General features: G+C 51.6%; 12 protein-coding genes. 9 read left to right on the top strand and 3 right to left on the bottom strand.

Going from position 1 to position 16,108, the window contains the following annotated elements; genetic code table 11:
* Positions 1-273: 273 nt before the first annotated feature.
* The 4 genes from RB297_RS26325 (at position 274) to RB297_RS26310 (ending at position 4,651) form a co-directional block, all read left to right on the top strand.
* Entirely contained in the window at positions 274-1,059 is a 786-nt protein-coding gene (locus RB297_RS26325) for a TerC family protein (RefSeq protein WP_192570526.1), read from the top strand.
* Between the two features lie 531 nt (positions 1,060-1,590).
* Positions 1,591-2,337, top strand: coding sequence for a type I methionyl aminopeptidase (map, locus tag RB297_RS26320; protein WP_015737542.1), 747 nt, complete (start codon positions 1,591-1,593; stop codon positions 2,335-2,337).
* Between the two features lie 589 nt (positions 2,338-2,926).
* Entirely contained in the window at positions 2,927-3,739 is an 813-nt protein-coding gene (gene pdxK / locus RB297_RS26315; protein WP_096776902.1) for a pyridoxine/pyridoxal/pyridoxamine kinase, read from the top strand.
* A gap of 261 nt (positions 3,740-4,000) precedes the next feature.
* On the top strand, positions 4,001-4,651 hold the full coding sequence (locus RB297_RS26310) for a YqaA family protein (protein WP_015737540.1): 651 nt from the start codon (positions 4,001-4,003) through the stop codon (positions 4,649-4,651).
* 207 nt (positions 4,652-4,858) lie between these two features.
* Here the strand turns inward: RB297_RS26310 and RB297_RS26305 are convergent, their stop codons facing one another.
* Positions 4,859-5,479: a hypothetical protein gene (locus tag RB297_RS26305; RefSeq protein ID WP_009590113.1), complete on the bottom strand. Its 621-nt coding sequence runs from the start codon at positions 5,477-5,479 to the stop codon at positions 4,859-4,861.
* Positions 5,480-5,786: 307 nt separating this feature from the next.
* On the opposite strand from RB297_RS26305, the gene RB297_RS26300 reads away from it, so the two are divergent.
* Positions 5,787-6,860: an ATP-binding protein gene (locus RB297_RS26300; protein ID WP_375121803.1), complete on the top strand. Its 1,074-nt coding sequence runs from the start codon at positions 5,787-5,789 to the stop codon at positions 6,858-6,860.
* Between the two features lie 61 nt (positions 6,861-6,921).
* Positions 6,922-8,145, top strand: a complete 1,224-nt coding sequence (locus tag RB297_RS26295) for an MFS transporter (RefSeq protein WP_015737538.1) — start codon at positions 6,922-6,924, stop codon at positions 8,143-8,145.
* 158 nt (positions 8,146-8,303) lie between these two features.
* Here RB297_RS26295 and rnjA read toward each other — a convergent pair whose 3' ends face one another.
* Complete coding sequence (rnjA, locus tag RB297_RS26290) at positions 8,304-10,022, bottom strand: ribonuclease J1 (RefSeq protein ID WP_015737537.1); 1,719 nt, start codon at positions 10,020-10,022, stop codon at positions 8,304-8,306.
* Between the two features lie 183 nt (positions 10,023-10,205).
* Between rnjA and RB297_RS26285 the strand changes: the two genes are divergently transcribed.
* Positions 10,206-10,958 carry a YqcI/YcgG family protein gene (locus RB297_RS26285; RefSeq protein ID WP_277747082.1) on the top strand — a complete coding sequence of 251 codons (753 nt, stop codon included), beginning with the start codon at positions 10,206-10,208 and terminating at the stop codon, positions 10,956-10,958.
* 322 nt (positions 10,959-11,280) lie between these two features.
* Positions 11,281-12,684, top strand: a complete 1,404-nt coding sequence (locus RB297_RS26280; protein ID WP_375121802.1) for a glycosyl hydrolase family 18 protein — start codon at positions 11,281-11,283, stop codon at positions 12,682-12,684.
* Here RB297_RS26280 and RB297_RS26275 read toward each other — a convergent pair.
* Positions 12,679-13,557 carry a helix-turn-helix transcriptional regulator gene (locus RB297_RS26275; RefSeq protein WP_192570532.1) on the bottom strand — a complete coding sequence of 293 codons (879 nt, stop codon included), beginning with the start codon at positions 13,555-13,557 and terminating at the stop codon, positions 12,679-12,681. The two genes, RB297_RS26280 and RB297_RS26275, sit on opposite strands and share 6 nt — an antisense overlap.
* A 172-nt stretch (positions 13,558-13,729) precedes the next feature.
* Between RB297_RS26275 and yicI the strand changes: the two genes are divergently transcribed.
* A complete protein-coding gene (yicI, locus tag RB297_RS26270) occupies positions 13,730-16,057 on the top strand; it encodes an alpha-xylosidase (RefSeq protein ID WP_375121801.1) in 2,328 nt (775 codons plus the stop codon).
* Positions 16,058-16,108 lie beyond the last annotated feature (51 nt).

The following is a 16,108-nucleotide window of genomic DNA, read 5'->3' as shown; positions in this document are numbered from 1 at the left end:
CGGTGATAAACGGCCATGCTATAATTCATGTATTCAAGTAAAGGGGAGTAGCAGTCGCAGCAAAGTCGTCAATTCGTGACACGAACGTGTCTCCGGCTTTGTTGGCAACGAAAGTTGTTTGCGAGACCTTTGCCGATTCGGTAAAGGTGCTTATTCCTACAGCCTATTTCTGGGTAGATACCTTTATCGCCGATTTTCGGGATAAAGGTTTTTTGTTTTATACGCCTTTGAAACGTAAATCGGATCATCCTATACATGAAGGAGAGATTGCGTTTGGAAATGGGACTGTTGCTCGAATATGGGTGGGTGCTGCTGGTGTTGATTGGACTCGAGGGGATTCTCGCAGCCGATAATGCCCTGGTGATGTCCATCATGGTTAAACATTTGCCGGAGGACAAGAGGAAGAAGGCGTTATTTTACGGATTGGCCGGTGCGTTTGTGTTCCGTTTCGCATCCCTCTTCATTATCTCTTTTCTGGCGGATGTCTGGTACGTACAGGCGATTGGGGCCTTCTACCTGCTGTATATCAGTATCAATCATATGGTGAAGCAGTTCTTTGTGAAGAAGAAGAAACATCTGAAGGAAGCTGAAATGAAACAAGAAAAATTCTGGGTTACCGTGTTAAAGGTAGAGCTTGCGGATATTGCGTTTGCGGTCGATGCGATTTTGGCTGCCGTAGCCCTCGCCTTGACGCTGCCGGAAACCGGCCTCCCGAATATCGGGGGCATGGACGGCGGACAGTTCCTGGTTATCCTGGCAGGCGGAATTATCGGCTTGGTGATCATGCGGTTCGCGGCATCGTATTTCGGCAGGCTGCTCGTAAGAAGGCCCGGCTTGGAAACGGCTGCATTCCTGATCGTGGGATGGGTAGGAATCAAGCTGGCCGTCTATACGCTCGCGCACCCGGATATCGCTGTATTAGAGAAGACGTTTCCCAAGAGCGCCGGCTGGAAGCTCATATTCTGGGGCGTATTGATCCTGATCGCGGTCCTCGGCTGGTTCTTGTCCAAGGAGAAAAGCGATATGACCGAGAAGGAACGGAAACAAGTGGAAAGCTAAAGCAACGGCCCCTTTTGATATAATGAACATAGGAAAAAGAAAGGAATCGTGATCTCGCGTGTAAAATTATCGTTTCTGCGCAACCTTAAAATATATAGATATGAGGAGAAACGATTGTCATTGGATAAATGAAGCTTAAAATTGGATAAAATGCTGCCCGCCCTGATTCTGTTCATGGTCATTGAGAGTCATATGACTTTCTGGGTTACCGCCGAGTTAAAGATGCCTCCGAGAATGCAAAACGGTTATGCTGCGGCATCCGTACCTGTCCGCATTTGACCGAAAGGCAGAAATTCCTAACGGAAATCATTGAGGTTACCCTGGCTTAAGAGTAGAATAAGATTATGTAGGGCGCTATCAGCTTTTCTTTTTTTGGATACAAGACAAGAAAACAGATACACCTTGTGATTGTGAATCAGCCTTATTGGCCGGGGAGTGAGGAGGACGCGGATGCCTGTCCTGAAGCTCCTTCGGTCAGCTAAGGCTTTTTGATTTGAGTAGGAGAGCAGCCATGAAAAGGAGTGAGCAGGATTGATAATCCTCAAAACACAAGAACAAATCGCCAAAATGAATAAAGCCGGCGATATTCTCGCCGAATGCCACCGTCAGATCGCCAACATGATCAAGCCGGGCGTAACGACGCTGGAGATTGATCAGTTTGTCGAACGGTTCCTGGCGGAGCGCGGCGCGACGCCGGAGCAGAAGGGGTACCATGGTTATCCTTTTGCGACCTGCGCATCGGTCAATGACGTGATCTGCCATGGTTTTCCGAGCCATGAGCCGCTGAAGGACGGGGATATCGTTACCATTGATATGGTGGTGAAGTATGATGGCTGGCTCGCCGACTCGGCTTGGTCCTATCCGGTCGGAAACGTCTCCGAGGAAGCGCAGCATCTGCTCGACGTGACGAAGAAAGCTCTGTACCTCGGAATTGAGCAAGCGGTGATCGGCAACCGGATCGGCGATATTTCCCATGCGATTCAATCCTATGCGGAAGCACAGAATTTATCGGTTGTCCGCCACTTCGTGGGGCACGCCATCGGCGAAAATATGCATGAGGAACCGCAGGTACCGCATTACGGGCCACCCAACCGCGGGACTCGGCTTAAAGAGGGCATGGTCATCACCATCGAACCGATGCTGAACCTGGGAACATATCAATGCAAGATCGATTCGGACGGATGGACCGCCAGAACCGTGGACGGGAAATGGTCCGCGCAGTATGAGCACACGCTCGCCATCACGAAGGATGGCCCGGTGATCCTGACGGAACAATAAGTGGCGACTTTATAGTGTGAGCCTAGGCAAAGGACTCCAACGAAGCAGGCGGAATTGTTCTGTAGAAACGGAGTGGTCGCCTTTGCCCCCGGATTTCAACGATTGATTTCGTGGTTCATAGGAAATTTGGGGGCAACAGCGATCGGAAGAACAATCCGCAGGCGGAGTGATGCGTGATCAAGCAAAATTCAACATCAGCGAATCACGCTAAACTGAATTTTTCTTTAAGGATTTTAAAGATAAACTCCAACGAAGCAGGCGAAATTGTTCTGTAGAAACGGAGTGGTCGCCTTTGCCCCCGAATTCCAACGATAGATATCGTGGTTCAAAGGAAATTTGGGGGCAACAGCGATCGGAAGAATAATCCGCAGGCGGAGTGATGCGTTACCATGAAGAATTCAACATCTGCGAATAGACGTCAATCCCAGTTTTTCTTTAGAGATCAGGAAGAGAAGGCATCGAAGCTCAACCGACTTGATCTCGCAAGAAAAACAACCGCTAAAGAAGAATTCGACATCAGCGAATAGACGTCAATCCCAGTTTTTCTTATAATAGAGTAATCATTTTACAAGCGAAGGGAACATGGAACATGACGATACGAAAAGCATTAACCGTAGCCGGCTCGGATACAAGCGGCGGCGCTGGCATCCAGGCCGATCTGAAAACCTTTCAGGAATTTGACGTATACGGAATGACCGCACTGACCACGATTGTCTGCATGGAACCAAAGACATGGGATCACCAGGTTTTCCCGGTGGCATTGGATATCGTTGAAACGCAGTTGAAAACCGTGCTCGAGGGCATCGGCATCGATGCCATGAAAACCGGCATGCTTGGATCCGTAGAGATCATCGAGCTCGTTTCCCAGTATATCGACCGCTATGATCTGAAACGGATCGTCATCGATCCGGTGATGGTCTGCAAAGGCACGGATGAAGTGCTGCAGCCCGAGAATACGGAAGCGATGCTGGAATTCCTTCTCCCGCGCGCCGATTTGGTAACGCCAAATCTGTTCGAGGCGTCCCAGCTGGCCAAATCCGGTCCGATCACGTCCCTGGATCAAATGCAGCAGGCTGCCGCCATCATTCACGAGCGCGGCGCAAAGAACGTGCTGATTAAAGACAGAGGGAAGATCCGCGAAGGCAAAGCCATGGATCTGCTCTATGACGGAAACAGCTTCGAATGGTTCGAGGCCGACGCCATCGTTACCAAGTACACCCACGGTGCGGGCTGCACGTCATCCGCTTCCATCACGGCCAATCTTGCCAAGGGCTTGAGCGTTCGCGAGTCGGTACAGCAAGCCAAAGCCTTCATTACCCAGGCGATTTCGAACGGCTTTCCGCTGAATGAATTCGTAGGTCCGACAAGGCATTCCGCACACCGCAGTTTATCTGCGAATTAAACAAGATGCATTTCTTTGCAAGCTTATTCATGTTTGAAATTCCGCTTGCGAGGAGCGACCGAAAACCTTTCTTCCTAGAAGAAAGGTTTTTTTGTTGTTAGTCGAACCTGCTGCATATAGTATATAGGTGCAAAGGCATGCTTCGTTCTGCGCGTTTTTTCGGCAGGGATCAAGCGGCTTAGGTCCTTTCCAGTATAATTATGTGCTATACTTTATAAAGGGTCTGATAGAAACAGGAAGAAAATGTTTAGGGGTTGAGACATGTTTCAGGACATTTTGGATTTTTTGATGAAGTTTGGTCCATGGGGATTGTTTATTCATTCGTTTGCGGATGCTGTCATTTTTCCGGTTCCCGCCTTTTTTCTGCAGGTTTCGCTTAGCATCATGCATCCGCAGAATGCACTGTGGCTTGCAACGTATGGTTTTATCGGATGCTTGCTGGGGACGCCGCTGGGCTATTTGATCGGAAAGCTGCTTGGGAAGTCGGTATTATACAAGATACTGAAAAAAGAGTGGATTGACGCTGCAACGAACATGTTTCAAAAAAACGGCGAAGCCGCCATACTGATCGGCTCCTTTACGCCGGTTCCCTTTAAAGTGTTTACGATTCTGTCGGGATGTTTGAAATTCCCGCTATGGAGACTGTTGGCATATGCCGCGCTTGGCCGGGCTACCAAGTTTTATGTGGTGGGTACCCTGTTCTATCTGTACGGTAACGCCGCGGAGGGCATGGTTAAGGATGTATCGTTATATATTGCGCTGATCGCCGTTCCGCTTCTGTTGATCGGCGTGTACTTCAACCGCAAACGCAAGCGCAAGAAAATGGAGCAGCAAAAGCTGGCTGAATCCGGTCCCGTCGTGGTGGAGAAGGCGGTTCTGGAGCAGGCGTCGGATCAGACTCCATCGGCCTAACGCTAGAGAATGACGCCGGGGGTTAACCCCCGCGAGGAACATATAAAATAACCCCACAAAGTGGAGCCTATGCTTCGATGCTTATTCCAAATACTTTGCGGGGACCCCAAAAAACTTATTTAAAAAAAGCAGCCGGGTGCGAGCCCGGCTGCTTTTTTCCAAGGTATCAGAGAAACATATTTATATCATAGCTACATATTCTCGGTATTAACCCGTTTTTCCGATTCTGAAGAACTTGCCTCGGCCTTTCGTGGTCACAGGAACAAATGTCGGCGACGGGGACAACGGGGCTGGCATATCTTGAGCAAGATAACCGTGGAGAGGCCCGCGATAGACTTCATTCAACTGGGGGGAGTGGGAGAAATCTTCCGGCGTTACAAGATGACAAGGCTTGTTCACAGGCCGCAGGCCTGCTTGCTCCAGCACCGTCGCGACAAAGTGGGAGCAGAAAAAAGCATCATCACGATCGATATGAATCCGAAACAATATACCCAGCAGCCCTAGCAGATTATATTTGTAGCGGTCCTGATCACGCATCATCTCTTTGACAAGATTGTGCATGCGTTGATAGTCTTCATTACTGACGCGGAAGCGATATACCGCGCACTCCGAAGTGTAGAAGAAAGGGTCACGCAGGTTCTCGCGAACCAAACCGCCGTCAAACGGATTGTTCGCCTTCTTTCGCCCAAAGCTGTACACTTCGCGTAACTCGGAATCAAACGCTATGGATGCATGGTTAAGTGGGGCCTTCGTGAAATATTGGATCATTCTGCTGAACCAGGTGCCCGTGCCTGTAAGCACAATCCAAATATCTTGTTCCGTGTACATACTCGCAAACTCCTTTGTTAACGATCCTAACGACTAGCAATTGTAAATGACTTGCTTTCTTTCACAATAAACGAAAAAGCCATGGCGTTCAAGTCAAAAAAAACCATTTTCTCTCAATTTCACTAGAATAGCGCTGGGATAGACACCAAATATTAGAAACCTCATATCCAATATATTCGCTTCATGTCCGAATTATCCTTTGGATTGTTTTATTTATATTCCATATAGGCTAAAGGAGAAGCAATCCCATATCTAGAAATTAGGTAAAACCGATTTGAACAATGAAAGACAGGAGGATCTCCAAACGATGATGAATAGTGAATGTCTCAGCTATGATTTTATGGTTCAGGCGATAGAAGTTGCGCCGATAGGAACGGTATTCATCGATTCAGAGGGGAGCATTATCCGAATCAATCCGGCCGCTTGCACGATGCTCGGATATGAGGAGGACGAATGTCTGCATCATCCCTATAACGATTGGGTTTATCCGGAGGACGTAAATAAGGACAGGGAAATGATGGAAAAATTTAAAACGGGCCGGATCTCTTCCTTGCAAATGGAAAAGAGATTGATACATAAACAGGGAGATATCAGGTGGGTATCGTGCAGGCTTAGCACAGCCCGCAGCAGAGAGGGAAGGGCGCTGGGCTATGTAGCGCATTTGACGGATATCACCGACATGAAGAGAGCGGCCGATCAGGAAGAGAAGCGGCTGATCCAGTCCGACAAGCTGTCCATGGCCGGGCAGCTTGCCGCAGGAATCGCCCATGAAATCCGAAACCCGATGACGTCCATCAAAGGGTTCGTGCAGCTGATTCGCTCCGGCGCCGGACGGAAGGATGAATATTTCGATATTATCTCTTCGGAGATTGAAAGGATCGAACTGATCGTCAGTGAGCTTCTGTTCTTGGCGAAGCCGCAAAGCGTGAAATTCGAGCGTGCCGATATCCGGCAGCTGCTGGAACAAGTGATTACGTTATTAAATACGCAGGCGATTATACATAACGTAGAGATCATAACCGATTTTGGAGAGCAAGAGGCCAATGTGGACGGTGACGTGAATCATCTGAAGCAGGTCTTCATCAACTTTATAAAAAATGCGGTGGAATCGATGCCGGACGGCGGCGAGTTGACCATACGACTGGAGAGAGGCAGCGACGAGACCGTGGTCATCCATTTCACGGATAACGGATGCGGAATCCCGGAATCGATCCTATCCCGTCTCGGGGAACCGTTCTTCACAACGAAGGAGAAGGGCAACGGCTTAGGGTTCATGATCAGCAAAAAAATGATCGAGGATCACAGGGGGCAGGTGTATGTGACCAGCAAGCTTCAGGAGGGAACGACCATAACGGTCATGTTGCCGCTAAGCATAATCTAGCTTGACCGGACGTATGGTTCGCTCTACATTATAGAAAGATATAGGAGAGGGGGCGGTTAAAATGGGCAACATGCAATTGTTAAAAGAGCCCAAACGGCGCAAGCTGCTGTTCAGCGCGGGTGCCAGCTGGATGTTCGATGCGATGGATGTCGGCATGATTTCGTTTGTTGTTGCGGCATTGGCAGCGGAATGGTCGCTAAGCTCGCAGCAGGTCGGCATTCTGACAAGCACCACATCGATCGGAATGGTATTCGGCGCGGCCATGGCCGGATTTCTGGCGGATAAATATGGACGGAAAAATATTCTGCTGTGGACACTGCTCATATTCTCGATAGCGAGCGGGCTTTCCGCTCTGGCTACCGGTTTTGTCATGCTGTGCTTGATGCGCTTTATCGCCGGCTTCGGACTTGGCGGAGAGCTTCCGGTAGCTTCAACGCTGGTATCCGAAAGCATGCCCGTTCATGAACGGGGAAGAGCGGTGGTGCTGCTGGAAAGCTTTTGGGCGGCAGGCTGGATACTATCCGCGCTTATTGCTTACTTCGTCATTCCGGATTACGGCTGGCGGACAGCCTTTGTCATCGGGGCTTTGCCCGCGTTCTATGCTCTCTACCTGCGGCGAGCCATCGAGGATTCGCCAAGGTATATCGAGCAGAAGGCCAAGGCCGTCCGGAAGCTGACCTTCGGGCAGCGTGTGGCCTCGGTCTGGTCGGTCGAACATCGGCGTACGAGCATTATGCTGTGGATATTGTGGTTTACGGTCGTATTTTCATATTACGGGATGTTCCTGTGGCTTCCCACCGTCATGGTCGATAAAGGATTCAGCTTGGTTCGAAGCTTCCAGTACGTGCTGATTATGACGCTTGCCCAATTGCCGGGGTATTTCACGGCGGCGTATTTTATCGAGAAGTTCGGACGTAAGTTCGTGTTGGTTACTTATTTGGTGCTTACGGCGCTGAGCGCAATTTGGTTTGGCTACGCCAATACGGAAGGCTCGCTGCTCGCCGCAGGCATATCCTTGTCCTTCTTCAATCTGGGAGCATGGGGAGGCTTGTATGCGTACAGTCCGGAGCTTTATCCGACGAAGGTTCGTTCAACGGGGGTCGGGCTTGCCACATCGTTCGGTCGGATCGGCGGCGTGATTGCGCCGCTGCTCGTCGGGGTGCTGAAGCAGAATGGGACCCGCATCGAAATCATTTTCGTGATGTTTTTCGTAACCATCCTGATCGGGGCGCTGGGGGTACTGGTGCTTGGCAAGGAAACGAAAGGCCTGGAGCTTGCAGACTAAAGCAGGCCCGTGCTTTATGGCTTGATTTACAGGAAGGGCAATAGGCTTCGAAATTCATGCTTTCTAATATGACAAAAAAGGGTGGATCCCAAGGTTCAATGACTTGGGATCCACCCTTATTTTAGTGTACAGCGTCAAGCGTCAGCGAGATCGAAGCATTATACCTCCATGATGGAAGGCATAATGTACGGGCTTCTGCCAAGCTCCCGCTTGAAATAGCGGTTGAGCGTGTTGTTGGTCATCTGCTCCCAGGCAGCACGATTGTATTCCCGCTGTTCGCCGGCTTTGTTCAGCTGTTTGCGGAGCATCGCTTCGGCCCGGCGCAGAAGCGGCTTGGAGTCCTGCATATACACGAACCCGCGGGTAATCAACTCCGGTCCGGAGAGCAGCTTGCGCGTTTCCCGGTTGATGGTAATCGCGACGATCACCACGCCATCGTGAGCGAGCTGAACGCGTTCCTCAAGCAGCTCCTTCTCATGGGTGCGCAGTTCACCATTGTTAATATAGACGTCACCCGAAGGGATGTTCCGGCCTTTGCGCGCATAATTGCGGAAAAGGGACAGCGTGTTGCCGATGTTCATCAAGTAGACGTTGCTGTCGGGAACCCCGACCTGCACGGCAAGATGACGGTGATTGAGCATCATCCGGTATTCTCCGTGAATCGGCACAAAGTATTTGGGACGCAAGCTGCTGATCATGAGCTTCAAATCTTCGCGGCAGCCGTGGCCCGAGGTGTGGATATCGAGAATGGAGCCGTATTTAACTTCGGCCCCGGCCCGCATTAAGAGATCGATGCTGCGGTTAACGTTCTGGGTGTTCCCGGGAATCGGCGATGACGAGAAAATGACGGTGTCCTCCGGATGAATCTGGATCGAACGATGGGCACCAGAAGCGATGCGCGTCAGCGCCGCATTGGGTTCGCCCTGACTGCCCGTGCAAATAATCAGCACCTGGTCGTCGCGATAGCGGTTAACGGCTTTGACGTCAATCATCATGCCGTCCGGCACGCGAATATAACCAAGCTCCTGGCCGATCACAAACACCTTTTCCATGCTGCGGCCGACGATGGCGATTTTGCGGCCGGTTCGAATGGCGGCTTCGACGACTTGCTGCAGACGATGAACGTTGGATGCAAATGTCGCAAACAGGATCCGCCCGGGACATTCCTGGAACAGGCGCAGAATGGAATCGCCGACGGTGCGCTCCGAAGGGGTAAACCCGTCGCGTTCGCTATTGGTGCTGTCGGCCATCAGGGCGAGGACGCCCCGTCCGCCGATATGCAGAATTTTGTGCAGATTGGCAGGCTTGTCCTCCGGCGTAAAATCAAATTTAAAGTCCCCGGTATGTACGATCGGTCCATACGGGGTTTCGACAACGACCCCGAAGGCATCCGGAATGCTGTGGGTGGTTCTGAAAAAATGAACGGAAAGATGACGGAATGCAATCGTCTCGTCTTCATGGAATATGCGCAGATCACTCTGATCCAGCAGGCGATGCTCTTCCAGCTTGGCACGAACCAAGCCGATGGTCAGGGCTCCGCCATAAATCGGCATCTGAATTTGACGAAGCACGTAAGGAATGGCCCCGATATGGTCTTCATGGCCATGGGTCAGGAACATACCCTTTACTTTGTGCTTATTATCGAGCAAGTAACGGATATCCGGAATAATGTAATCGACGCCGCTCATTTCGGCATCCGGGAATTTCAGTCCGGCATCGATGATAATGATCTCGTTTTTGAATTCGACGCCGTACATGTTCTTTCCGATCTCGCCAAGCCCCCCCAGCGCAAAGATGCGCACGGGCGGAGCGGAAGGCCTCGGTTTTTTGGCCGGTTTGGCAGTTTGAATCTTATCGGTTAGCAGGGGTTTAGACATAATGTGAAAGAATCCTCTCTATGGTAATTAAGGCATAAGCCTGGTATTTTAATTTCTTCTCTACTTAAGATATCAGAAAGTTCAAGCTTTTGGGAAACGCTTTTCAAAATTCATGTGCATTTCGTCCGTGACAGTCACCTATTTTTGCCCACTCTTATATGCTGTAGAAGAGGAGGACTGGTGATGAGCGGTTTAATGAGGTTGGACGATATGGATGCAGCCTATGGATTGCCGGAGGAATGGCAGCGGGAAGCGATCGTTAAGCTGACTGAGAAAATGACGGATCGTTCCGCCAAATTCCCCTGCATTCCGGCAGTGCAAGGACATGCGCTGAATCATTTTAGATACGGTTTTATCAACCGCGGCGAATCGCAGGAGGCGGCGGGGCAATTGGCCGCACTGCTGCATGAGTTCGGGCTCGGCTCCAGGGGCTTCGGCCCGTATACTTCCCTTGTCGTATTTATAAATACGGAACATGGCCGAGATAGCCTCGAGGGCGTGGAGTATTATGAGCGTTTGTTCTGGCAGCTGCTGAGCCGGACCACCGAATACGATACGGAGCCCTGGCCGGCGGACCTGCCGGGGGAACCAGACGATCATCTGTGGGAATTTTGTTATGCAGGCGAGCCTTATTTCGTATATTGCGGAACGCCGGCACATGAGCTTCGCCAGAGCAGATATTTCCCCTACATGATGCTTGCTTTTACGCCTCGTTGGGTTCTGAAGCAGTTCAATGCCCGGGCCAGGCAAGCTGAACATACCAAAGTGCTGATACGCAAGCGGTTGACCGAATATGATCCAATCCCCCCGCACCCGGACTTGAAGTTCTACGGGGCGGAGGACAATTATGAATGGAAGCAATATTTCCTGCGGGATAACGAGGAGTCTCTGTCGAAATGTCCATTTGCAAGGCTGCACAAAGAGACTCATAAATAGAAAAATAACATGCTTCTATCATCATACCCTAAATTGGAGTAAGGGTTAACAGGCATTCCATTTCAAAAGCTGCCACGTATGCGATCATCCGCAGGGTGTCGGCTTTTTTTGCGAAGATGCGCTGCTGTGACAAGGTATAGGATTTTGCCCCTGAATTAGTAAATCTTATCCTTGTTGTACAAAAAAATTACCAAGTTACACTTAAAGTGTTTCATTCGATTTCATCCCAATGCGTCAGGAGGTGTATAAGGTACGGAGCTTTCACCAGATTTGAAAACGCTTTAACAAGCCGAATACCCATGGAGAAGGAGTTGTTTAATGAATGACAAGGCAGTCCAGAACGATGAAAGGATGGATTCTCGGACTTATCGCCGTCCTGGTGTTCAGTGTCTTTCCTACGTCCCAGGTTCAAGCCGCCGAGGCCTGCGCTGAGCCTGCTTGGAGCAGTTCTGCCGTATATGGCGGGGGCAATATCGTATCCCACGGGGGTAAGGCCTGGAAAGCAAAATGGTGGACTCAGGGTGAGATGCCCGGAACGACGGGACAGTGGGGAGTATGGGAGGACCTGGGAGCGTGCAATCCAGGGACACCGCCGGTAGATCCCCCGGTGGATCCGCCAGTAGACCCGCCGGTAGATCCTCCTGGGACTGCTGATCGGATGTACGTCGCTTACGCCAGCTCATGGAACACCAGTATCTACGATTTGACGACTGCGAACATTCCCAATTACATCACGCATCTCAATCTAGCATTCGTAAGGCCGGACACCACGTATACGCAAGGGTCGTATGCGTTTGATCAAGCCGTAGCGGGCTTGGAATTCGTGGAAGGAGCCACGACGCCGAATGGGCAGCGTAAATTTACGGCCCAGCAGTCGCAGGATCTGCGCAACAACATCGCCGCACTGAGAGCCCGCGGAACGAAAGCGTTCCTCTCGGTAGGAGGCTGGTCGTACAGCCAAGGATCGCAGTGGTCCAGATTCAATGCTAAGAACATCGTCGATTTGGCCCTGGATCTTGGCGCAGCCGGCGTCGACATTGACTGGGAATCCAGCGGCAGCAGCTGCAACAAAGGAACGGCTGCCCAGTTCAGCTGTACCAAGGATGGCGAGATCGCAGGCATTATAACGAGCCTCTACAATGAAATCCAAGCCAGGAACGCGAATTTACAGATTTCCATCGCCGGCTGGTCCACGGGCGCCTATTATGTGAAGGGGACGCCGTTTGAGGAAGGCAAGGTCCAATGGGGTTCTCCTTTTGGCGGTACCATGTACCGCGTGGTTAAGGATCATGGCAGCAAGATCGACTTTATCAATCTGATGTCCTACGACGGCGGTATTTATTACGACCCGCGCGAAGGCTATGAATCCTACAAGGCGATATACAACGGACCCATCAATATGGGCATGCAGATTGCGCCGGAGGGATCCGGCGGGGCCGTCCTGCAATTGAATGCCGCGCCGGGTACGGTATACGATGCCGAAATGATGAACGGTCAGAATAACATCGCGACGGCTTATTATAATGTAGAAACGATGGTAAACTACATCAAGAATAAAGGAAGAGCGAATGATGGATTCATGCTGTGGCAGCTCTGGAAACAGCGGGTTCATCAGCCGGCCCCGCCCGGCGCGGCGAACGAAAACAGCGCCGGCCAATACGTATGCCGGAACCTGCCGCTTCAGGGGGACTGCAATCAGGTCATACCAAGCCTGCCGAAATTATAATTTCTTCCGATATTCCGAAGGCGTGCAGTTCATGATTTTGCGGAATACCCGAACAAAATAACTGATGTGTCCAAATCCGACATCGAGTGCGATGTCGGATATTTTATTGTCCGGCGAACGAAGGAGCTCCGCCGCCTGGCGAACGCGATAGGAATTCATATAGTCGACGGGCGTTTGCCCGGTCATGGATTTGAAGAAGCGGCAAAATTGGCCTTCGCTCATCGGGATCAGGTCAGCCAGCTCACTCAAACGGATAGGTCGATGGTAATGACTCTGGATGTAGAGAATGACCTTCTTCAAGCGTTCCGTTCTCGTCATGTCCGCCGCTTCGCTCCGGCTGCGGTTGGCAAGCCTGCCGGAGGCTGCGGCCTGAAACAGCATGAGAAACAGATGCCCCTTAATGGCAGCCTCATATCCAGCCGGTTTGTGCTTGGACAGCAGCATCATTTCTTTTATATGTTCAAGCAGGCGCCCATCGGTCCCGGCTGTCATCCGTCTTGGAAAAGCGGCTCTCCGCTCCTGGAAGGGAACGATCATCCCTTCCTGCACAAGATCATAGCTGCTGCTGGCGAGCATGCCGACATCGAACACCATGGCGCAGAAGCTGCACCCTTCATTGCCCTGGGCGTGGCCGGTGTGCAGATCTCCCCCATCGATAAATATCGCTTCGCCCGCACGGACGGGGATATATTCCGAATCGATCTGAAACAGCACCTCGCCTTCCAGCACGTAAAAAATCTCCGCTTCCTTATGCCAATGGGAGTCTACCACATGGGCTCCGGGGGCAAATTGATACCAATAGGCACCGAAGGGGAAACGCTCATTCCCGTGGACGGTGCTTTCTTTTAACGACTGGCGGATGGATTGATCCATGCTGCACCTCCTTGGGATGTGATGTGTTCCTGAACACTGTTATCTGATATCAAAATTGTGCTATAAAACAATCGGATATTGTTAGAATAGGTAAAAACGGATCAGTATAATGATATTATAACGCTTACATCTGAAAGTTCAATTTTAAAAATATAGAAGGGCGGAAGTAACGATGAAATTTACAGACGGCAACTGGCTAATCCGGGAAGGATATTCCGTTTCGGGAGCGGTTCAGGCATATGATTTTGCGGTAAAAGGAGATACGTTGACGGCTTATGCTTCCACGGCACCGATTCCGGGCAGAGGAGCGACCATCAATGCGCAGCTGATCACCGTGCAATTTCATTCCCCGGCACCCGGCGTCATCGGCGTGAAGCTGGTCCACTATGCGGGCGTAAGAGATCGTGGACCTGCATTCGAATTGTACAAACAGGAGGGTGACCATACGGTCATCGAAGAGAACGATCAACAGGCTGTTCTTCGGAGCGGCAATCTGAGCGTCGTGATCAAGAAAGGCCCGGAATGGTCGGTCCACTTCTATAGAGGAGAAGAGCGCATCACCGGCAGCAGAGCCAAATCCATGGCGCATATCGTGGAGGACGGCGGGCAGACCTACATGCGCGAAGAGCTCGATCTTGGCGTGGGCGAGTGGGTGTACGGCCTTGGCGAGCGATTCACTTCGTTTGTGAAGAACGGCCAGGTTGTGGATATTTGGAACCAGGATGGCGGCACAAGCTCCGAGCAAGCCTATAAAAATATTCCGTTCTACGTGACCAACAAAGGCTACGGCGTGTTTGTCAACCAGCCGGACCTCGTATCCTTTGAAGTAGCTTCTGAGAAAGTGAAGAAGGTTCAGTTCAGCGTGCCGGGCGAGTCGCTGGAGTATTTCGTGATTGACGGGCCCGACCCGAAAGGCGTTCTGGACAAATATACAAGCCTGACAGGCAAACCGGCGCTGCCGCCGGCTTGGACCTTCGGGTTGTGGCTATCGACCTCCTTTACGACACAATATGACGAAGCGACCGTAAACTCCTTCGTGGACGGTATGCTGGAGCGCGACATTCCGCTGCAAGTGTTCCATTTTGACTGCTTCTGGATGAAGGGCCTCAACTGGACGGACTTCCAATGGGATGAAGAGGTATTTCCGGATCCTGAAGGCATGCTGAAGCGACTGAAAGAAAAAGGCTTGAAAATCTGCGTATGGATCAATCCGTATATCGCGCAGCGTTCGCGCCTCTTCGAGGAAGGCCGTGAGAAGGGCTATCTCGTGAAGAAAGCCAATGGCGATGTTTGGCAGTGGAATTTGTGGCAGCCGGGCATGGCGCTGGTGGACTTCACCAATCCGGATGCTTGCGAATGGTACGCAGGGTACCTGCGCGAGCTGGCTGATATGGGCGTGGACAGCTTCAAAACGGACTTTGGCGAGCGCATTCCTACGGACGTTGTGTATTTTGACGGTTCCGATCCTCATAAAATGCACAACTATTACACCCAGCTGTACAACAAAGTGGTCTTTGACGTGCTGGTCGAGAAATTCGGCAAGAATCAGGCAGCGGTATTCGCACGCTCCGCAACCGTTGGCGGACAGCAGTTCCCTGTTCACTGGGGCGGCGATTGTTATGCGGATTATGAATCGATGGCGGAGAGCCTGCGCGGCGGCTTGTCCCTCGGTCTCGGGGGCTTCGGCTTCTGGAGCCATGACATCGGCGGCTTCGAAAACACGGCTCCGGCGCATGTGTTCAAGCGCTGGCTGGCATTCGGCTTGCTGTCCAGCCACAGCCGTCTCCATGGCAGCAGCTCTTACCGGGTGCCATGGTCTTACGACGAAGAGGCCGTAGACGTTACGCGCTTCTTCACGAAGCTGAAGAGCCGTCTGATGCCGTATCTGTTCCATACCGCCGTACAGGCATCGGAGCAAGGCGTGCCGAGCATGCGCGCCATGTTCTTGGAATTCCCGGAGGATCCGGCCGTCGAAATGCTGGATCGTCAGTACATGTTGGGCGATTCCCTGCTCGTTGCACCGGTGTTCAGCGAGAAAGGCGACGTGAAGTATTATCTGCCGAAGGGCCGCTGGACGCATCTGTTAACCGGAGAAACGGTGGATGGCGGAACCTGGCGCAAGGAAACGTACGGTTTCCTCGGACTGCCGTTGTTCGTACGCGGCAACTCGTTCCTCGCCTTGGGTTCGAGCGACGCCCTTCCGGAATATGACTATGCAGACGGAGTAGAGCTTGGCTTGTATGCACTGGAAGACGGCAGCGAAGCTTCCGCCATCGTTCGCAACATGAACGGAGAGAGCGAGCTGGTTGTACGGGCTGTGCGTGCAGGCAGCCGGATCAATTTTACGGTGGAAGGCAGCGGCAAGCCATTTTCGGTGAAGCTGCATGACACAGGAAACGTTTCTTCCGTGGAGGGCTCGGGAGTGAGCCTGCAGGAAGGGAAAATTCAAGTGGAAGCCGGTCAACAAGCGATGGCCTTCAGCGTTGCGCTGGAAGGATAAGCTCGGGTTCCCCCTGCTGTTAAGCGGGTAAAAGCATAGTGAAGATGAGCC

The organism is Paenibacillus sp. CR_12 (assembly GCF_041953985.1).
Classification (GTDB): Bacteria; Bacillota; Bacilli; order Paenibacillales; family Paenibacillaceae; genus Paenibacillus_AQ; species Paenibacillus_AQ lautus_A.
Note: the sequence above shows the minus strand (reverse complement) of the source record. Positions and strands in the feature narration are given on the sequence as shown.